A 16,637-nucleotide genomic window follows, 5' to 3' on the forward strand; every position below is an offset into this window, starting at 1 on the left:
AAAAAATCACTGCTGTCGAGTGATATGTGCAGTCACTTCCAGCCATGCCTCGACTGCTACAGCAAAGGCCTCGTTGCCTTTTTCCGTCAGTGTATAGACCTTACGCCCACGACCCGCAACCGTTTCAGTATGTACTGTGACATAATTACCTTGTTCGAATTCACGCAAGACTGGATAGATTGTCCCTTCGGTCGGCGCACAGCAACCTTTGGTAGAACATTCCACTTCGCGTGCGATTTCGTAACCGTGCATTGGGCGGTGTCGTAATACACTTAAGATGAAGAACTTGGACAAACTCATCTTAATAATGCCGTTCCAATACAAACGGTCGGTATAATCCACCGGTACACGTTTCACAGCTTGAGAGGGAGTCGTTGATCTAGTCATACTGGAAATTCTACACCTCGACCATCAATGTATCAAGTCTAATCTCAGATTTCATGTATGCGTATATGTGTAGATGGCTGGAAATTCTGGCATACACTGGACTAACAGGCGCTTATAAGAAGACCCTATAGCAAAATCATATTTATATGACATAATATTCAGCTCCAAGATAATAAGGCATAAGATGAGATGGGTTACAGTCTGGATTTTCGAAAGCGAGTCCTGGCATACAAAGACAAGCATTCGTTGACTTTCGAACAAACGAGTACGCATTTTGAGGTTCCCATACGGACTTTGTTTCGGTGGTGCAATAAAATAGAACCTTGCATGACCCGCGCTAAACCCGCCACGAAAATTCCTGATGAAGATCTCATCGCAGATGTTCAACATTTTCCCGATGACTATCAGTGGGAAAGGGCAAAACGTTTAGGTGTCTCGCAGTCGGCTATTCATTACGCGTTGAAACGACTGCGACTCAGCCGTAAAAAAAACGTTAAAACACCCTCGCGCTAACCCTCAGCTCCGTCAGGCGTTTATTGAGCGCCTCAGCGACTATGAACAGGCAGGTAAACCGATTATTTATTTAGATGAAAGTGGTTTTGCGCAATCGATGCCACGTCTATATGGCTATTCGGAAAAAGGGCGGCGCTGTTTGGGTACACACGACTGGCATGCTAAAGGCCGTCTTAACGTCATGGGGGCTATTTGCGAAGAGTGTTTATTTCTGGTGCGACACTGGTTCCTTTAAGCGGACAGAATCCTTCGGGGGGAGTTGTGAACACCATTCTGTGTAATTATAATCGACTCAATTGGACTGGTTGGCAAAATCAAATCACGTTGCGTCTTGTTATTACCACTCCGAATAATTCTGCTGCATGGGAAGCATTTCTGGATGTAGCCAGCAGCTCGACTACTGTCAATGCTATAGGATCGAATGTTCCAGCAGACTGTAGGATCACCCTGCAAATGAAAGTTGGAAATATCACGGGCGGGTTATATCAACCGCCGTATATTTCGACGTATGACTGTACGGTGTATTACAATTAATAATCAACACTAATTTCTATAATAATTTAGATAGGCACAAAATGCGGAAAAAGCATGCAAAACGCTATTTCTGCTATATGGATTTTTTTCAAAATAATAGGAGTATTCCTTACCTTGCGCGGTGCGCGGGGTAAGGAAACACCACATGCTGATACTCTCACTATTATGAAAATATATATGGGAGCGTAGATATTATGATTTTATAACACCATGCAATACATAATCAAAATGCATTGTAATTGACGTCTGTCTATTATGAATTGTTGAGTAAATAGTCTTTGCTTTTTGATGCAACATAAAATACAGTCTTTGCAATAATCTATCTATTTAAGGGGCATCAAAATGATTTGGTTATTTTTTACGATAATAATTCCATCTATAATTGCATTTTTTGCATTTAGTTATTGTTCCGATGATAATAATCACATGAAGAACAAAAAGAATTAAATATCATTTCTTACTTAACCCATTAATTAATAATATATATACGAATCATATTCGTATATATGATGTGGATTTGACAACTTTCTCACCAGCATTAAATCCGAAGTCAGTTCCCGTCAGCGTTTGAAAACACGCTATGCCAACATCTTACATGTATTATGAACAGCCTCGTGCTGGCAAGGATACTCTTCCTGCACTATAGCTTACTTGAAATATTACGGTAATGCGACAAAACCTAAATTTTCGGATCACGAGAGGTGAACCAAACAACAGTCATAATACCCTTAAATTCAATGATGCTATCTAGATTGGTAATGGTGGCAGAATAATGCCCAAGAGATAACTCAAAATTTGCTGATTGACCCGACTCGGTTACATTTAATGGTTTGAGTTCGAATATAGTATAAGGATTACTATCGCAGATTCCCGGCCAGATACTCAGGCTTAAAAAAATAATAGTGACTTTACACCAATACTCGGACCAATTAGATTTCTGTAATACCTTCATCGTAGCACCTTAAACGCAATTATATTGTGAAAAACATTAACGTAAATCCGAAAAGAGATACAAACGTCATTGCAACATACCTGTAGCGCGTTTATCTGGGCGGTTCTGAACTTCACCAATTGCTGACGCATTCGGTGAAGTGCCAGGATCGCCTGTTGTTCTTCTGCCTTGACAGCGATGAACTTGGCGGGTTACTGAACCCCAGATATTCAGCGATTACGTAGTGCGCTCAGCCGCATCGTCAGGATGAACAGGGGCACACCAATGAGTGTGAAGCTCAAACCGACAGGGAGAAAGACTCCTGAGGGTGCTGCTTTCGTCATGATATCCGCGGTGACGACCAGATTGCCGCCCACCAGAGCGGAAAGAAACAGTCGGGCACGGCCTGTGGCCGATGAAATAAAGCTGGCCAGATGTGGTGCCAGTATCCCCAAAAAGCTCAATGGTCCTACTGCGGTGACAGACGCTGCGCTTAACAGGACAGAAAACATCATCAACAACGGACGGGAATATTTGATAGGCTCTCCAAGGGACATAGCAAGTTCGTTTCCAAGCTCATAGCGGTTTAACGCGGGGCCAGTGATCAGAATTCCGATAATACTCAATAAGAATAATGGGATGAATGAGGCGATAATTGACCAACTGGCCTGAAACAACGATCCTTGCATCCATCCAGCAAGATTCAAGGATAACTCTGTCGGAAGATAGAGAATAAGAAAAGAGCTGACAGAACTAAGAACGGATGAGACGGCAATCCCCATCAGCAAAATTGCCAAGCCACTTGCACGATTATTGCCGACGAGCAAAGTCAAAAATAACGCGACAATCAGTCCGCCAGCCAATGCAGCAACGACGATCAGCATCTTAGGAGCGGAAGGAACAAACGCCAGCAAGACTATGATCATCGTCATAGATCCCTGACTTATGCCAAAAAGGCCGGGATCGGCCAGCGGATTGCGGGCAATCGGCTGCAAAATAGCACCGGCAAGGGCTGCGCACCAACCCACCATCAGACCCAATAAAATATGAGGTATCCGTACAACCCAGAGTGCATAAAACTGTTGGTGATCAAGGGAATATCCGAAAAGCATATGTATGAATTCACGTATACCAACGTTCGTAACCCCGACGTTTAAAGAAATAGCCACGAGTATGATCGTGATGGTAAATAGGCATAAACCGACTTTTATATCACGAGTACGCATCTGCAATCCATTGGCGAAACGTAATACCCTTTGTCCGTCTGTTGCCTGATCGAAGTTCATAACGATCTCTCCGATGTTGTTGAAAGATAGCGTTTTCTGATGAGCCAGATAAAAAACAGCCCTCCCAAAAAATCCATCAGAATACCGGTATGTATGACATAAGGCTGGAAGAGTGTCTGCGCACAGAGATTGGCAATCAGGCAGATACTTGCCCCCGTCAGAGCACAAGCTGGCAGCGACAGCATAAAATTCTGACCAATCAGAGGCTTGACAATATGGGGTACAACCAGCCCCACGAAACCAATCGGACCGCATATGGCAACGGCAGAACTGGATGCAACTATGGCTGAAATCAGTGCAATGCGTGAAACAAGCGTTGCATTCGCGCCAATCGAAAGCGCCTTTTCGTAACCGAGCAGAATAAGTGTCAGTGGACGTGCCAGTAATAAAAGTACCATCAAGGCCAGTATACCGAACCACCAGAAATGGTTAAGTCTTGTGATATAGGCATGATTGATAGCTCCTGCTAACCAACTCAAATATTCGGTTCTTAATGCAGGATAGGCAAGAAGAACAGCATTGCTTATCCCAAGATAAAGCATCGCTATTAATGTGCCTGACAGTATCAGTAGCAAGTTGCGAGAAACGCCGTTAACGCCCGCCAGGCGAGATACTGCAAGAGATGACAGAAAGCCGAATAACCCGCCGACAAGGGCTGCTATGCCTTGTAATGTCAGATCGAACCCAAAGCTGATTGCACCTATTATGACAAACATTGTCGCACCGGCATTGATTCCCAATGTTGATGAGGAGGCCAGTGGATTGCGGATAAGCCCTTGGAAGACGAGACCACTGCATGCCATCACCGCACCGACATAAACAGAAATCAAAGCCCGTGGCAGTCGCTGGTATAAAATAACTGCCTGCTCATAGTCTTGCGGTTCGGACTGTGTTAAGGCTGCATAAATTTGTGAAATTGACGCAATATTCACGCCAAAAGAGAGATTAGAAAGAAAGATCAGCAGCAATACAAAAGATGCGAATATAAAGAACAGACTGGATTTCATCGTCATACTCCGGACTGATTTCCAGGGTGGTTTATGCCCGGATAAGGCTGACAAATAAGGCTGCCGTTGTAACTGAAAATATCGGCCGGAATATCGAATACGCGCTGGATATTATCTACCGTTATCGTTTTATTAACAGCACCTGCTGCAATAACGCTGCCAGTATTCAGCATCACTACATCATCGGCGAAAGTCGTTGTTAGATTTAAATCATGTAACACCACAACGATGGTTTTTCCGTGCTGGAGTGAGAGATCGCGAACCAATTTAAGCACTGTGTATTGATATTTGATATCTAGGTGGTTCACTGGCTCGTCCATAAGAATGATGTCAGTGTCTTGTGCGAGCACCATCGCTACCCAAGCGCGCTGGCGTTGCCCTCCTGAAAGGGAGTTGACTTGAGAGCCTGCCTTATCGGCCAAGCCGACGATTTCCAGTACATCATGAAACAATTTGCGATCCCGTGAGGATGGCCCGCCGAAAAGCGAATTGCGCCCACTAGCTGCCAGCTCGATCAACTCTCCCAGTGTCATGTAATCCGGGCAGTGGCATTCCTGCGGCAGATAAGAGACTTTTCGAGCCAGCGCTTTGCGACCTATTCCTGTAATCTGCTTACCTTCCAACAGAATTTCTCCGCTTTTCAGGGGGATGAAACCCATGATGGACTTCAGAAGTGTCGACTTACCGCAGCCATTAGACCCGACGAGTGCAGTGATGCGCCCTTGGGCAAAGTCTACTGACAAATCATGCAATACGGTTTTCTTGCCGTAAGTTGCGGTGATATTTTTTGCTGTAAGCACCAAAGGCTCCTTCAATTTATCTTATATAAAATAAATTACAGTGTAATAGTTATCATTTGGCTAGCATACCAAAATCACAAGGTAAGCCCCAATGTAGTTGTTTTTACCTCTTACATAACAGCATCTATGACAGTATCCTGCACTTGAGTTATCTGGCGCGATTCAGCAATGACATCGTTGATTAATACATCGATTTTACTACTGTCGTGATGATGTGCTGTGGTGATTAGGTGTGCAACATTTCCCGACGTTGCCAGACAATGCTTCTTCCAGACGGCTGCCGACGGGCATGGAAATACCACCGTAATGGAGTTGTCATGACGCCAAGCGTTTATTCCGGCAGCACGGAAACACTTGACGGCATATTGTGCCATCTCTAGGCAGTGTTTGGTGCGGCGTTGCCAATCGGCAAACGAGTGACTGCGAATGGCCGCCCACATCATTAGTGGTGTCTGGCCATTACGTGAACCTGAGATAGTCTTGTCTTGAGCCGAAATGTAATCAACATCGACTGTAATACGCTCAACATTTTTCCGTTTTGCAACAACAATCCCGCAAGGAATGGGGGAACCTATCATTTTGTGCCCAGAGACACAGATGGAGTCGATACCATCTGCAAAGGTAAAAGGCTGCGGGTTCTCTACGAATGGCAAGATCATCCCACTTAAGGCTGCGTCAGCGTGCAGATAGTAATTCTCGCGAGTGATACCGACTTGCTGCATACTTTGTTGAATGATCTTTATGTTATCCACCGCACCGCGCAATGTCGTGCCGATATTGGCAAAGATGATTGGGTGTGGTTCTTTATGGGCGATGATCTTCTGTATCAGGTCGTTATAATCTATCTCACCAGTGGGTAAGGATTCTACTAAACAAGATTTGATACGCAGTAACTTGACGATTTTTGCCACCGAATAATGCGTATCTTTTGAATAATAAAGTGTTCCCTCCGGGAATAGTTCTCGCCCAAGATAGCAGCCGAACATATTACCCTCCGTTCCTCCGTTGGTAACATAACCCCAACTGTCTTCGAAAGGGATTTTGAACAGTTCAGCAAAGTATTTCATGACCTCTTTTTCGAACTCAAAAGAGTTTAAGAGATAGTTGCACTCCGCTCCCCAGTCACCACAATTATTGAGAGAGAACTGCATGAATCTCTGTAAATAAGAATAATCAAAATCTGAGGACTCAGGATAGCCGATATTAAAATACTGGTTTTTAACACAGTAATGCCAAAACGCATCTAGCCTGTTCTTATCGGCAACGGACAATGTCATCTTTATCTCCGGTATCGTGACACTCTGGCAGACCAAAGCTCTGAAATGACGAGTTTTGAGGCAAGCGATAATACTCTCGTCCAAGAAGCTGGTTGGCAATAATCCCATTGCGATACGCGCCAAGCCCCAGATCGGGAGAGCCAATACCATGCTGAAAAATCTCAGCATTCTGGACGAAAATAAGGCCTTTTCCTTTGTCAAGGCGCTGAGCACTAAAGTCCTCTTTTACAATAAGATCACCATAATCGTCGGTTGCAAGCACTGTATTTTTGAGTCCTTCTAACCATTCGGGGCGGGTATGCTCATAACCTGTTGCAGCGACAATAGCATCGGTTTCAATGACGCCGACTTTATCGAGATGCCGATGACGAAAAACGACCCGCAATGCCTCAGAGTCTCCAGTGTTTTCCACCTGCACGACTTCGCAGTTTGAAACAAGTAAAAGTCCTGGATCACGACCGCCGATGGAGCCTTCATACAAAATGTCGAAGATATCTGCGATAGTTGAGTAGCTGATACCTTTATAAAGTCCCCCCTGACCCGCCACGATCTTGCGGCGTTTCTCTCTTGTTATACTGTGAAAATGGTTCATGTAGGCTGGCGTGAAACATTCCTGACCGAGTTTCGACGATTCCATAGGATGAAAACCAGCAGATCGGGTAATCCACTGGATTGAAGCACCGGCCTCTATCATTTCAGGCGTCAACGCCTTGTAGAGCGCCAGCACGCATTCGGCAGCACTTTGCCCTGAACCAATTACCGTGACACGCCGGCACGTTGAGAGCTGTGCACGTCTGTTTATGAACTCTGCCGAATGTAAGATAGGCGCTTTGGTCTGGATTTTAGCCCACTCAGGCAGAAACGGAGCGGTTCCTATACCGATAGCAAGGTTACGACTGTAATACTGATGCGTCGATCCCGTATGAGACTTACTTTCAATAATGAAATGATCGGAAACCGGATCATAAGCCACATCAATGACATTTTCACCGAACTGGCAGGAGGGAAGCTGTTGCGTCACCCAGCGGCAATAATGGTCATATTCCTGGCGTGGGATCTGAAAGTTTTCATAATAGTAGAATTTGTAAAGACGATCATGCTTATGAAGATAATTAAGAAAACTCAGAGGGTGTGTAGGCTCTGCCATTGTTACCAGATCCGCCAGGAATGGAACCTGCAGCGTTGTACCGGGTAACAGGAGACCCTCATGCCAGCGAAACTCAGGCTTACGTTCGAGGAAAAGGCTGGTCAGATCAGTGTGTGACGAAAGCAGCGCCGCCAATCCCAGATTGAAGGGGCCAATACCAATACCGATCAGGTCAATATCATTCATATTAATAATCCGGACTGTTTTCTAAAGTTTTTTCATTAAGATGCTGTTCGACTTCTGCCACGTTACGGCAACGCAGCAGTTGCGAGAGCGGAAGCACGATCGCAAATTCCTCACAGATCCGTGCTGAAATTGTTTTCAGATGCTGAGGACGCAGCCCCATGCTGATGAAGTCGCTGGCTCCATCGATGTGGCTAGCGTGCGATTGGCCGAGTATGTCCAGATAGATTTCCAGCACCTTCTTTTTCATCGCTGTTTCTCGCGTAGGAAAAGAGTCGTGCCGAATAGGCGGTTGTTCATGCACCGATTCCATCAGCAGGCTACGTGCTTTAGAGCGATCAGGTTTGCCATTTGGTGAGAGCGGTAATTCGGTGACCGGCAGGATCCTTGTTGGGATATGCGATGGTGGCAGACATTGGCAGGCATATTTGCGCAATTCTGCTCCTGACAAAGTATCCTCTTGTAACGGCACATAAAGTACGCCGATGGAAGTCTCACCGTGCATTTCCTCGCCATAGTCCACCACAAGAACATGCTTAACCGATGGATGGCGAACCAGTTCATTCTCGATGTCCGGTAATGAAATACGTACTCCACGCACTTTGACGTAACCGTTGACACGGCTATCGAAGACAATGATGCCATCACGACGATAGTGCCCATGATCACCGGTCCGGAACGCGCGGATCTCTTCTCCGTTTGTATCCTTGATGGTCACAAAATTGATCTGGGTGAGGATTCCGTTTTCCAGATAACCCAATGCGACATTGACGCCTGTCGTATGAATAAGGCCAGTAACACCCACCGGACAATGATCGCCATGCCTGTTTAGCAGAAAATAGCTGTTAGCCGGTAAGGGCCTTCCATAAGGGATCAGACTAACGTCGTCCAACCCTATTTCATGCCATATACTCCATATAGTCGTCTCTGTTGGTCCCCCCAACGAAATCAACCGAACTGACGGCAGGAGTGTACGCAGGCTACCAATAACAGCCGGTTTGATGTAATCACCACCCTGAGCAATCAGCCGCAGGCTTTTCAATTCATTCCCCTGGCGGCACGCGAGAAGCATTTCCAGAATAGCGGGTACAGAGCACCATAATGTCACCTTGTGCTCGGCAACCAACTGGTTCCAGCGTAGTGCATCCTTTTCTTCACCGATAGCGGGAAGAACAAGGGTCGCACCTACAGTCAGGCAGCCAAAAACGTCGAAGACCGACATATCATGATGCAAAGGCGTGACAGAAATGAAGACATCCCGATGCGTTATAGACCATTCGTCAAGGGTACTGGTGATGACATTCGATGTTGATTTATTGGATAAAACAACGCATTTCGGCCTTCCGGTTGTTCCGGATGTGTAGAGGTAGTAGGCGGGCGCTTCGCTTGATGAGAGAGCGTCAAGCATAAGCGGCAGTTCCGCCAAGGGCTCGGCAGACAAGAGTTTTTCAGGTGTTTCTGCTGGATGTTTAATCTCTTCTCTTTTTGTTGTTACCACAAGATCTGGATGGCAGTTTTCAAGGAGATAATGTAGTCGCTCTGAGGGAGAATCTGCGTCTATCGGAACCCAGATCACCCCCGTCAGCGCACAGGCTAGGGTCACGGCCGTGTGCTCAGGCCCACGGTGCATACAGAGCGCAACGACACTGCCCTTGGCAAGCCCTTTCTCCATGAAAGCTCCCATTATTCGACGCACATTACGCCCCAGTTCGGCGTAGCTGACATGCCTGTCGCCACTGATAAGTGCCGTTTTGGTGTTTTTGCTGTCGAAGATATTGGTGGCTATCCGGCTGAGAAATCGCCCGCAGTGAAAATCAGCTTCAATGCCATTCAATCGATAGTGGTTTGTATCGATAATATCCTGCGCCGAAATTGCGAATACGCCTGAAGCTGCGATGGCCTGTATTGCCTTGTCTATAGCGCTTAAAATATCTCGAACGAGAGCCGATTCAATCGCCGCAGTAGCATAATCAATGTCAAAGACAAGCGCTTTGTCTGCATTGATCGAAAAACGAATATCCATCGCAACTTGTGGTGTCTGCGTCAGCCCACTGTGCAACCGCATACAACTGTCCTGACCTGATACCGGCCACGAAAGTCCGTTGGTAATCACTACCGGTAAAACAGGGCCAGCACCATGCTTTTCAACCAGAAGCCGGGTAATATCTATACCTGAAAATGCAAGATGTTCGAGCCCTTCCAGCACATCGTTCTGTAAGGTGTTGGCTCGCTCAGAAAGGTTGCCCTGTTCAGCATTCCAGTTGACCACAATAAAACTTGAACGATTACACAAAACACCGGATACCTGCGGCGCGACGGGAACACCGATGAACAAACTCTTCTCTTCGATCCAATGGGACATAACCTCAAGTACCAGTGTCATGATGGCAGAATTCTTGAAAAGCATTTGCTTGGCGCCGGCTTTCGACACTGCGATATAATCTTCCCGTGCTACAATCAGGCTTTGCCGTGCATAGAGGGAAGTGCCTATTTGTGCCAGTGGTTTTATCCACGGAAACCGTAGTGGACTGCTGACTGCCTCAAGCTTTGTTTTCCAATATGCTTCATCCATCTTGCGTCTTTCAGAGATATCTTCACCATCCAAGGGGGCATCAGTATCCGCCACGATTGATACCTTACCCTCGAAAAGCTCTACCATCAGGGCAGCTATAGACCGTCCATCAAGGATCAGTGCGTCGAAACGAACAAACGCGATCAGATTATCCTCTTCCGGTTTATTTTCCGGCAAACGGAACAGCGTGATGCCCCACGGAGAGCGATCCAAATCGAAAAGCGCATGCGCAAATTCTTCACGGTAGTTTTCCACATGACGGAGTGCCTCTTCCCTTAACATGGTGCTCAGGTCGATTTGCTGTAAATGGATATCCGCTTCTGCGCTAACATATTGGACGAGTCGTTTTGCATCTATACGGGTGCGCAAACTTTCATGTCGCTGAACCATATCCGTTAGGTGATTTCGCAGACGTGCCAATTCCATGCGTCCGCGATATTCGCGAAATTCTTGCATCGCAACGCCACTAAGCGGTAATTCTGCTCGCCGCCCAAGCAGATATGCCAGTTGCAGGGAGGTTAATGGTTTTTCCATGCTGTTCTTCTGGTCGATTTTTACAGTAGAGCCAGTGGCGCTGATTCTGGCTGTCGGTGATGGGGCTGCTACTTCATCGGGTGAATATATTTCATCGGGTGAATGTATTGCCTCATCGAAGCGTTGCGGATATGTGGCGATTTCACGGACGAAATTGACAAAACTGTCGAACATTGGGGTTATCCATTCTTCTGGCAGCATATCCAGACGAATGTCCCAGTTGATGAGAATACCACCGTCGGCGGAAGCAACTTGTGCATCGAGCGCAACTTGAGGACCTTGTGAGATAACCCAGTTCATGGGACCAAATGCGTGCCTGACGCGATCTGAGAGGAGCTCGCCCCTTGGTATATCCAGTGCTGCGGTGAAGACGACAGGAGTCAATTGCGTCGCACCATGATGTCGGGAAAGATCGCGCATCAGATTCACACCCGGATAAGTCGAATGGGCGAGCAAATCTGTCAGTTGCCCGCCAAGCCGTTTACAAAGATCAGCAGGGCTTTCTGTTTCATTGATACCCACGCCGAGAATGAGCACATTAGAGAAATCGCCGACAATCCTCTCCACGTTATCCACAAGGGGGGAACGCCAGAACATCGGCACATTGAGCCGAAAGCATTTATCTCCGGTATGCCTTCCAAGAACAATAGAGAAAAGTCCCAGCATCAAGCTCGACATGGTTATACTGTGTGTTCGGGCAAGCCTTTTCAACGCCTGACGCTCGTCTGGCTGGAGCCAGGCTGCCAGACGATGGCTGCGAGCTTGATTGGTCAAAGTTTTGTTAATAGGCAACACGGGGGCAGGCGGAATGTGTGGAATACGTGAGCGCCACCAGATTCTGTCCCTTTCACGGGCAGCTTTTAAATAGGGATCGGTGCGCACTTGGTCGCACCAGTCGAAATAGGACGCGATGACCGGAGCCGGCTGATCCGGGTTATCATAAAATATCGCCAGATCCTCCATTAATACCCTGAAACTCGAAGGATCGATAGCTATCATATCTGTATCGACATGCAGGCGAAATTTCCCGCCATCTCGCAGACTGAGCGAAAAACGGGACGCCTGACCAGAAGAAAGATCAAGCTTCTGGTGAGTCCACTCCATGCGTTTAACAAGAAATAACCTTGCCTCCTCCTGTTCTGGTAATCCCCTAAAATCCTCAATCTCCAGCAACAACGACTCATCGGATGGAATAACAGACTGAAGCCCTTCAGCGTTGACACAGAGTCTTAGCATGGGGTGCAGAGAACAAACGCGTTCCAAAGCCTGTTTAAATTTTTCTATCTCAATGTCATAGCCGTCGAATTCAGCATAAAGATGCGCGGCAACGCCTCCCAAATCGGTCTGAACGTTACGTCCGACCCAGCAGGCCGCCTGCATTGACGTTAATTCTCTCATAGTTTATTCACGTGGTTGAAAAATCTTGATTAATGGAGCTAGTATAAAAATATGTTGAATTCACACAGCTTCTGGAGGACGAGATCATTTTATTGCTTTGTCTTAGCCCATTCTCCCACGGCTTTGAGAGTATGTTCCGCGCTGGCAAACGTGGGGGTAAAAACTTTGCCTGCGTTAAGAAAAATAATCCGTTTTTCACGAGCGGGTTTCATATAGTGAGCCCACCCAGGCACGATACGATCAAGTGCGGAGCGAATAGCGTTTTCATCGTGCTCCTTGCTGCCCCAACTGTTGAGTACGACCAGAACGTCCGGATTGAGTTCGCCTAATTTGTCGGCACTCAACTGTAAAAGCAGTTGAGATGAGGTGACAGAAAGACCGCCTTGTGCCGAGAGATTCAGGCGAGTGAAACCAAGATCTTCCAACGCTTGAGTGAAACCAGTTGCTTCGCCGACGACATTGATTTGATCGGTTACAAGGATCGGTAGATAGGTCTTATTCGCCGGATTTTCCGGCAAAAGGGCACGTGTTGCCGCTATGTGTTGTAAATACATATCCCGTCGTTTTTGAAAATTCTGTTCACGTCCGGTCAGTTTGGCCAGATTTTCTTCAATATTGAAATTATGGAATTTTCCAGAAAGGAAATTTTGCAGATAGACAGGAGCGACCGTTGAAAGCTGTTTTACCTTGCCGATATCGAATTCTGTTCCAATAATGAGGTCGGGTTTAAGCGCGTAAAGTTTTTCCAGGTCGATTTCCTGGCCAGCACTGATACCTTGTGGTTTTGTGTACCCTTCACCGAGCACAGTATCGACAAAATCTGTACCAAACTGATAGGTGCCATCTTCCGAACGACCATAACTGCCGACTGGTTGAACGCCCAGCTCCATTAGGGGCAGACCGATAGCTGGCTCGCTCATCACCACAATACGTTGTGGCTCCTCAGGAATAACGACTTCTCGTCCCATGGTATCCGTGACCTGCCGCGTTGCGGCAAAGGCCGATGCCCCTATCAAGCACAGTAATATGACAGTAATAGCAGATCGCATAACGTTTTCTCTTTTAAATCGGAGTAGGATTATATGGTTCGGTCAGGCACAAACCGCCCCTGACCGAACCCATCACGGTTGGTTCATCACCCCTATAGGCATCACACAGGAACTTGAGCAAGGGGAAGGCTTGAGACCTCAGGTGTTGTGAAGAATGCGAAAACTTTATCTATTGTTTCACGGATGCGTTGGACATGTTCTTCAGGATAACGATCCGCACGGTAAGTTATCACCAGTCGCATTATTCTTTCTCCATCAATGACATCTTCCATGATCTCGAATTGAAGACCGAACATGGATTCTTTTTTATCGGGATCGATTTGCCGATAGCGTATATCGTTGCCAGACGGGGTTTTAAGAGCGCCATTCAGCGCATTATTGGCATGAATTTGAATATAAACGTCGAAGATTAGACCATCCTCAGGTGTCATTCCCAGCGATTGTTGAATAAGATCGAGCGGTACATCTGCATACGGCATTGAATTATTGATAGTATCTCTGGTGTCTTCGATCAGTGTGACGACGGGTTTTTCTGGATAGAACTGCAACCGATGAGCAACCATAGTGGTAAAATAGCCTACTGTTTCATAGGTATTGGGATCGGTACGACCCGACGCAGAGGTACCTATCACGATATCCTTCAGATTGCCAAGTTTGTGCAGCGAAAGCGCAATGGCAGCGTAGACGACACTGAATAGGGATGCATTATTTTGCCGGGCAAAGGAATAAAGACGATGCGTGATTTCAGGTTTAGGTTTGTACTCAATCCAGCCGGCTTCTGACGAACTTTCATGCGCAGCGATAGTCTTCCGGTTGTCAGATAAGGCGAGTTCTAACCCGCGCGTTGCATCACGTAACATGTTAGTCCAGTAATCGAGATGCTTTTGATTAAAGCCGTCTGCCCGCTGTTGCTGAGCAAACTCATGAAATGACAATGCGGTTTTTTTCCACACAGGAGCCATACTTACAGAGCGCGCTAAATAAGCCTGGGCAAGTTCCTCCATCAGGACATTCAATGACCATTCATCAATAACCATATGATGAACGAGGAATGACAATATTTGACGTCCGGTTTCTGGATTGCGGATCAGCCGTATTCTGATCGGCAATTCGCGGGAAAGATCGAACTTATAAGCAGCTTCGTCATCAAGATGTACACCGTTGCTTTCGTGACTGCGCCAGAACCACTTATCATTGGTCACGTCCGACATGGCGACAATCTGCTGACAAGCCTCACCATTTTGAACATGGAATCGGGTGCGCAAGCTAGGATGACGCTCGATAAGATCAGAAAAAGCCTGCTCAAGGAGCGTTTCGTCAACCTCATCAAGAAAATCCAGCGCGAATGGCAGGTTGAAGATGGTGCCGAATTCATAAGCGTTATAGGCATTCCAAAGAGAGGCTTGTGCGAGTGCCAAGGGAGCCATCAAACGATCGTTTTGTGTCTGCGCCAGAGGCTCCACGTCCTTGTTCTGATTTGTTATCACTGCGCGTGATGCCAAGGCGGCGGCAGAAGGATGGCTGAAGAAATCACCGAAGTGCACTTCCAGCCCGTGCGTGCCAAGCAGTTTACCGATAATGCGCGTTGCCAGCAGAGAATGGCCGCCACAGTCAAAAAAATCATCATCTATCGTCATATCTGTAACGGCTAAAGTTTCACGGAACTCTGACAATATGATTGCTGCTATTTCATCTGTGCCAGCGGAGATCTCCTTTCCGGGGGCGTTGTGAGGGGAATACACAGCAGTGCCAGACACAGAGTTCGCGACTAAACCCGCAATGGCATCTTCATCACCTTTAAGACATGACACAAAACGACTTAGCAGAAACTCGCCGGTATGACCAGAAATCGCCTGGCCGGTTGTTAATATAAGGCTAATGTCCTCTGTACCTTCACACTCTGTTGCTAGTTCAAAATCGGGCCGCATTTCATAGGTTGGCAACAGGATAGGCTGACTCAGTAAGCTCTGTTGTCCAACCAGGCCATTCGGACGAGATAGCAACCGAACATATACCCAGGACTCATCACTCCCTGTTACGGGCGCACCGGAGAGAAGATTGTCTTCGTCTGGTTGCGCCTGAAGCTTATCCATGACGGATTTGATGATCTGTGCTTCCGCCATGCCACACTCGATAATCATGCGGCGGAAACCGTCCGACTGTAACAGACAAAGTGCAATCTTTTCTTGACCGCCGAGCAGGCCAATGAATTGGGCGAATCTGGCTGAAATCACAGCCGACACACAGTGAATCAGTTTGTCGCGAGAAAGAGATGTTTTCAGTTCACTAATTTTAAGTCCTGTTTTCCAACGCAGTGCAAGCCGATCTTTACTCAAGCCGGCTGTTACACCAAAAGAGGAATGAATGATGCTGTTCTCACTGTTGCAACAGCGCAGCCAGGAGATGAGAGAAGTCGGCTTTCCGTCGAAAGGTAGTAAGGAGACACGTTTTAGGGATGGGGGTTCTACCCAGTGACCGGCATAGGCGCGGATCAGTATTTCGAGTATCTCGTTTTCATGACAAGTTTGTGCCAATATCTCGTGCAAAATAAGAGATAAAACAACTTCATTATTTTTTTGTATTATTAAAATCTTAAAGGGTGGATGTTGTTCAGGAACCCAAGCATCTGCTTGCACAGCTAGCATCTGATTGATCATGTCTGTATGTGAGCTAGCATGGAAAAACTCAAGGCAGGCTTGCCAGCCCACGATTCGGGTTTTATGCAACTCACCGTCATCATTTAACTCATAGCGTACGTTCAGATCCGGTATTGCCTCAATAACAGTCTGAATAGCATGTACCATCATTGAAATATTAACATTGTCATGAAGCCGCCAGGCTGAGAGCTGCTTGAGAATTCGGCCAGGATTCTGTTGCTGTAGCAGCCAGATATGTTCTTCATAACGGGATACGGATATGTGCGATGATTTTCCTGAATCAATATTCAACATGGATTTTCTCGTTTTATCAAACTGAACAGTCTTTTTTTACAATGCATTAATACGAGCCAATATCCATT

Annotated in this window: 12 protein-coding genes and 1 pseudogene; 3 read left to right on the top strand and 10 right to left on the bottom strand. The window is 46.6% G+C overall.

Annotation, left to right across the window (positions count from 1 at the left end):
• Positions 1–6 precede the first annotated feature (6 nt).
• Complete coding sequence (locus Xind_RS13290; RefSeq protein WP_047682583.1) at positions 7–387, bottom strand: PadR family transcriptional regulator; 381 nt, start codon at positions 385–387, stop codon at positions 7–9.
• Between the two features lie 189 nt (positions 388–576).
• Here Xind_RS13290 and Xind_RS13295 point away from each other — a divergent pair, with 189 nt between their 5' ends.
• From Xind_RS13295 to Xind_RS13305, 3 genes are all read left to right on the top strand, one after another.
• Positions 577–900 (top strand): IS630 transposase-related protein, encoded by a 324-nt coding sequence (locus Xind_RS13295; protein WP_187650227.1) that lies wholly within the window; start codon positions 577–579, stop codon positions 898–900.
• Between the two features lie 97 nt (positions 901–997).
• A complete protein-coding gene (locus tag Xind_RS13300) occupies positions 998–1,135 on the top strand; it encodes a transposase (RefSeq protein ID WP_231571412.1) in 138 nt (45 codons plus the stop codon).
• Positions 1,093–1,434, top strand: coding sequence for a hypothetical protein (locus Xind_RS13305; RefSeq protein ID WP_187650249.1), 342 nt, complete (start codon positions 1,093–1,095; stop codon positions 1,432–1,434). The genes Xind_RS13300 and Xind_RS13305 overlap by 43 nt, the downstream gene beginning before the upstream one ends.
• Before the next feature lie 1,032 nt (positions 1,435–2,466).
• Here Xind_RS13305 and Xind_RS13310 read toward each other — a convergent pair.
• From Xind_RS13310 to Xind_RS13350, 9 genes and pseudogenes are all read right to left on the bottom strand, one after another.
• Positions 2,467–2,571: pseudogene (locus Xind_RS13310) on the bottom strand (IS110 family transposase); the annotation flags it as partial.
• A gap of 24 nt (positions 2,572–2,595) precedes the next feature.
• Positions 2,596–3,651 (bottom strand): FecCD family ABC transporter permease, encoded by a 1,056-nt coding sequence (locus Xind_RS13315; RefSeq protein ID WP_047681642.1) that lies wholly within the window; start codon positions 3,649–3,651, stop codon positions 2,596–2,598.
• Positions 3,648–4,658: a FecCD family ABC transporter permease gene (locus tag Xind_RS13320; RefSeq protein ID WP_197056380.1), complete on the bottom strand. Its 1,011-nt coding sequence runs from the start codon at positions 4,656–4,658 to the stop codon at positions 3,648–3,650. Before Xind_RS13320 ends, Xind_RS13315 begins: the two co-directional genes overlap by 4 nt.
• Before the next feature lie 2 nt (positions 4,659–4,660).
• Positions 4,661–5,458, bottom strand: coding sequence for an ABC transporter ATP-binding protein (locus Xind_RS13325; RefSeq protein ID WP_047681636.1), 798 nt, complete (start codon positions 5,456–5,458; stop codon positions 4,661–4,663).
• A 110-nt stretch (positions 5,459–5,568) separates the two neighbouring features.
• Positions 5,569–6,735: a histidine decarboxylase gene (locus Xind_RS13330; protein ID WP_047681633.1), complete on the bottom strand. Its 1,167-nt coding sequence runs from the start codon at positions 6,733–6,735 to the stop codon at positions 5,569–5,571.
• On the bottom strand, positions 6,713–8,068 hold the full coding sequence (basC, locus tag Xind_RS13335; protein WP_187650228.1) for a putative histamine N-monooxygenase: 1,356 nt from the start codon (positions 8,066–8,068) through the stop codon (positions 6,713–6,715). Before basC ends, Xind_RS13330 begins: the two co-directional genes overlap by 23 nt.
• 1 nt (position 8,069) lies before the next feature.
• Positions 8,070–12,569, bottom strand: coding sequence for an amino acid adenylation domain-containing protein (locus Xind_RS13340; protein WP_187650229.1), 4,500 nt, complete (start codon positions 12,567–12,569; stop codon positions 8,070–8,072).
• A gap of 89 nt (positions 12,570–12,658) precedes the next feature.
• Complete coding sequence (locus tag Xind_RS13345; RefSeq protein WP_187650230.1) at positions 12,659–13,618, bottom strand: ABC transporter substrate-binding protein; 960 nt, start codon at positions 13,616–13,618, stop codon at positions 12,659–12,661.
• A gap of 101 nt (positions 13,619–13,719) precedes the next feature.
• Positions 13,720–16,569, bottom strand: a complete 2,850-nt coding sequence (locus tag Xind_RS13350; protein WP_222941806.1) for a condensation domain-containing protein — start codon at positions 16,567–16,569, stop codon at positions 13,720–13,722.
• Between the last annotated feature and the right edge of the window lie 68 nt (positions 16,570–16,637).

This window comes from Xenorhabdus indica (assembly GCF_014467235.1).
In the GTDB taxonomy this organism is placed as follows: Bacteria; Pseudomonadota; Gammaproteobacteria; order Enterobacterales; family Enterobacteriaceae; genus Xenorhabdus; species Xenorhabdus indica.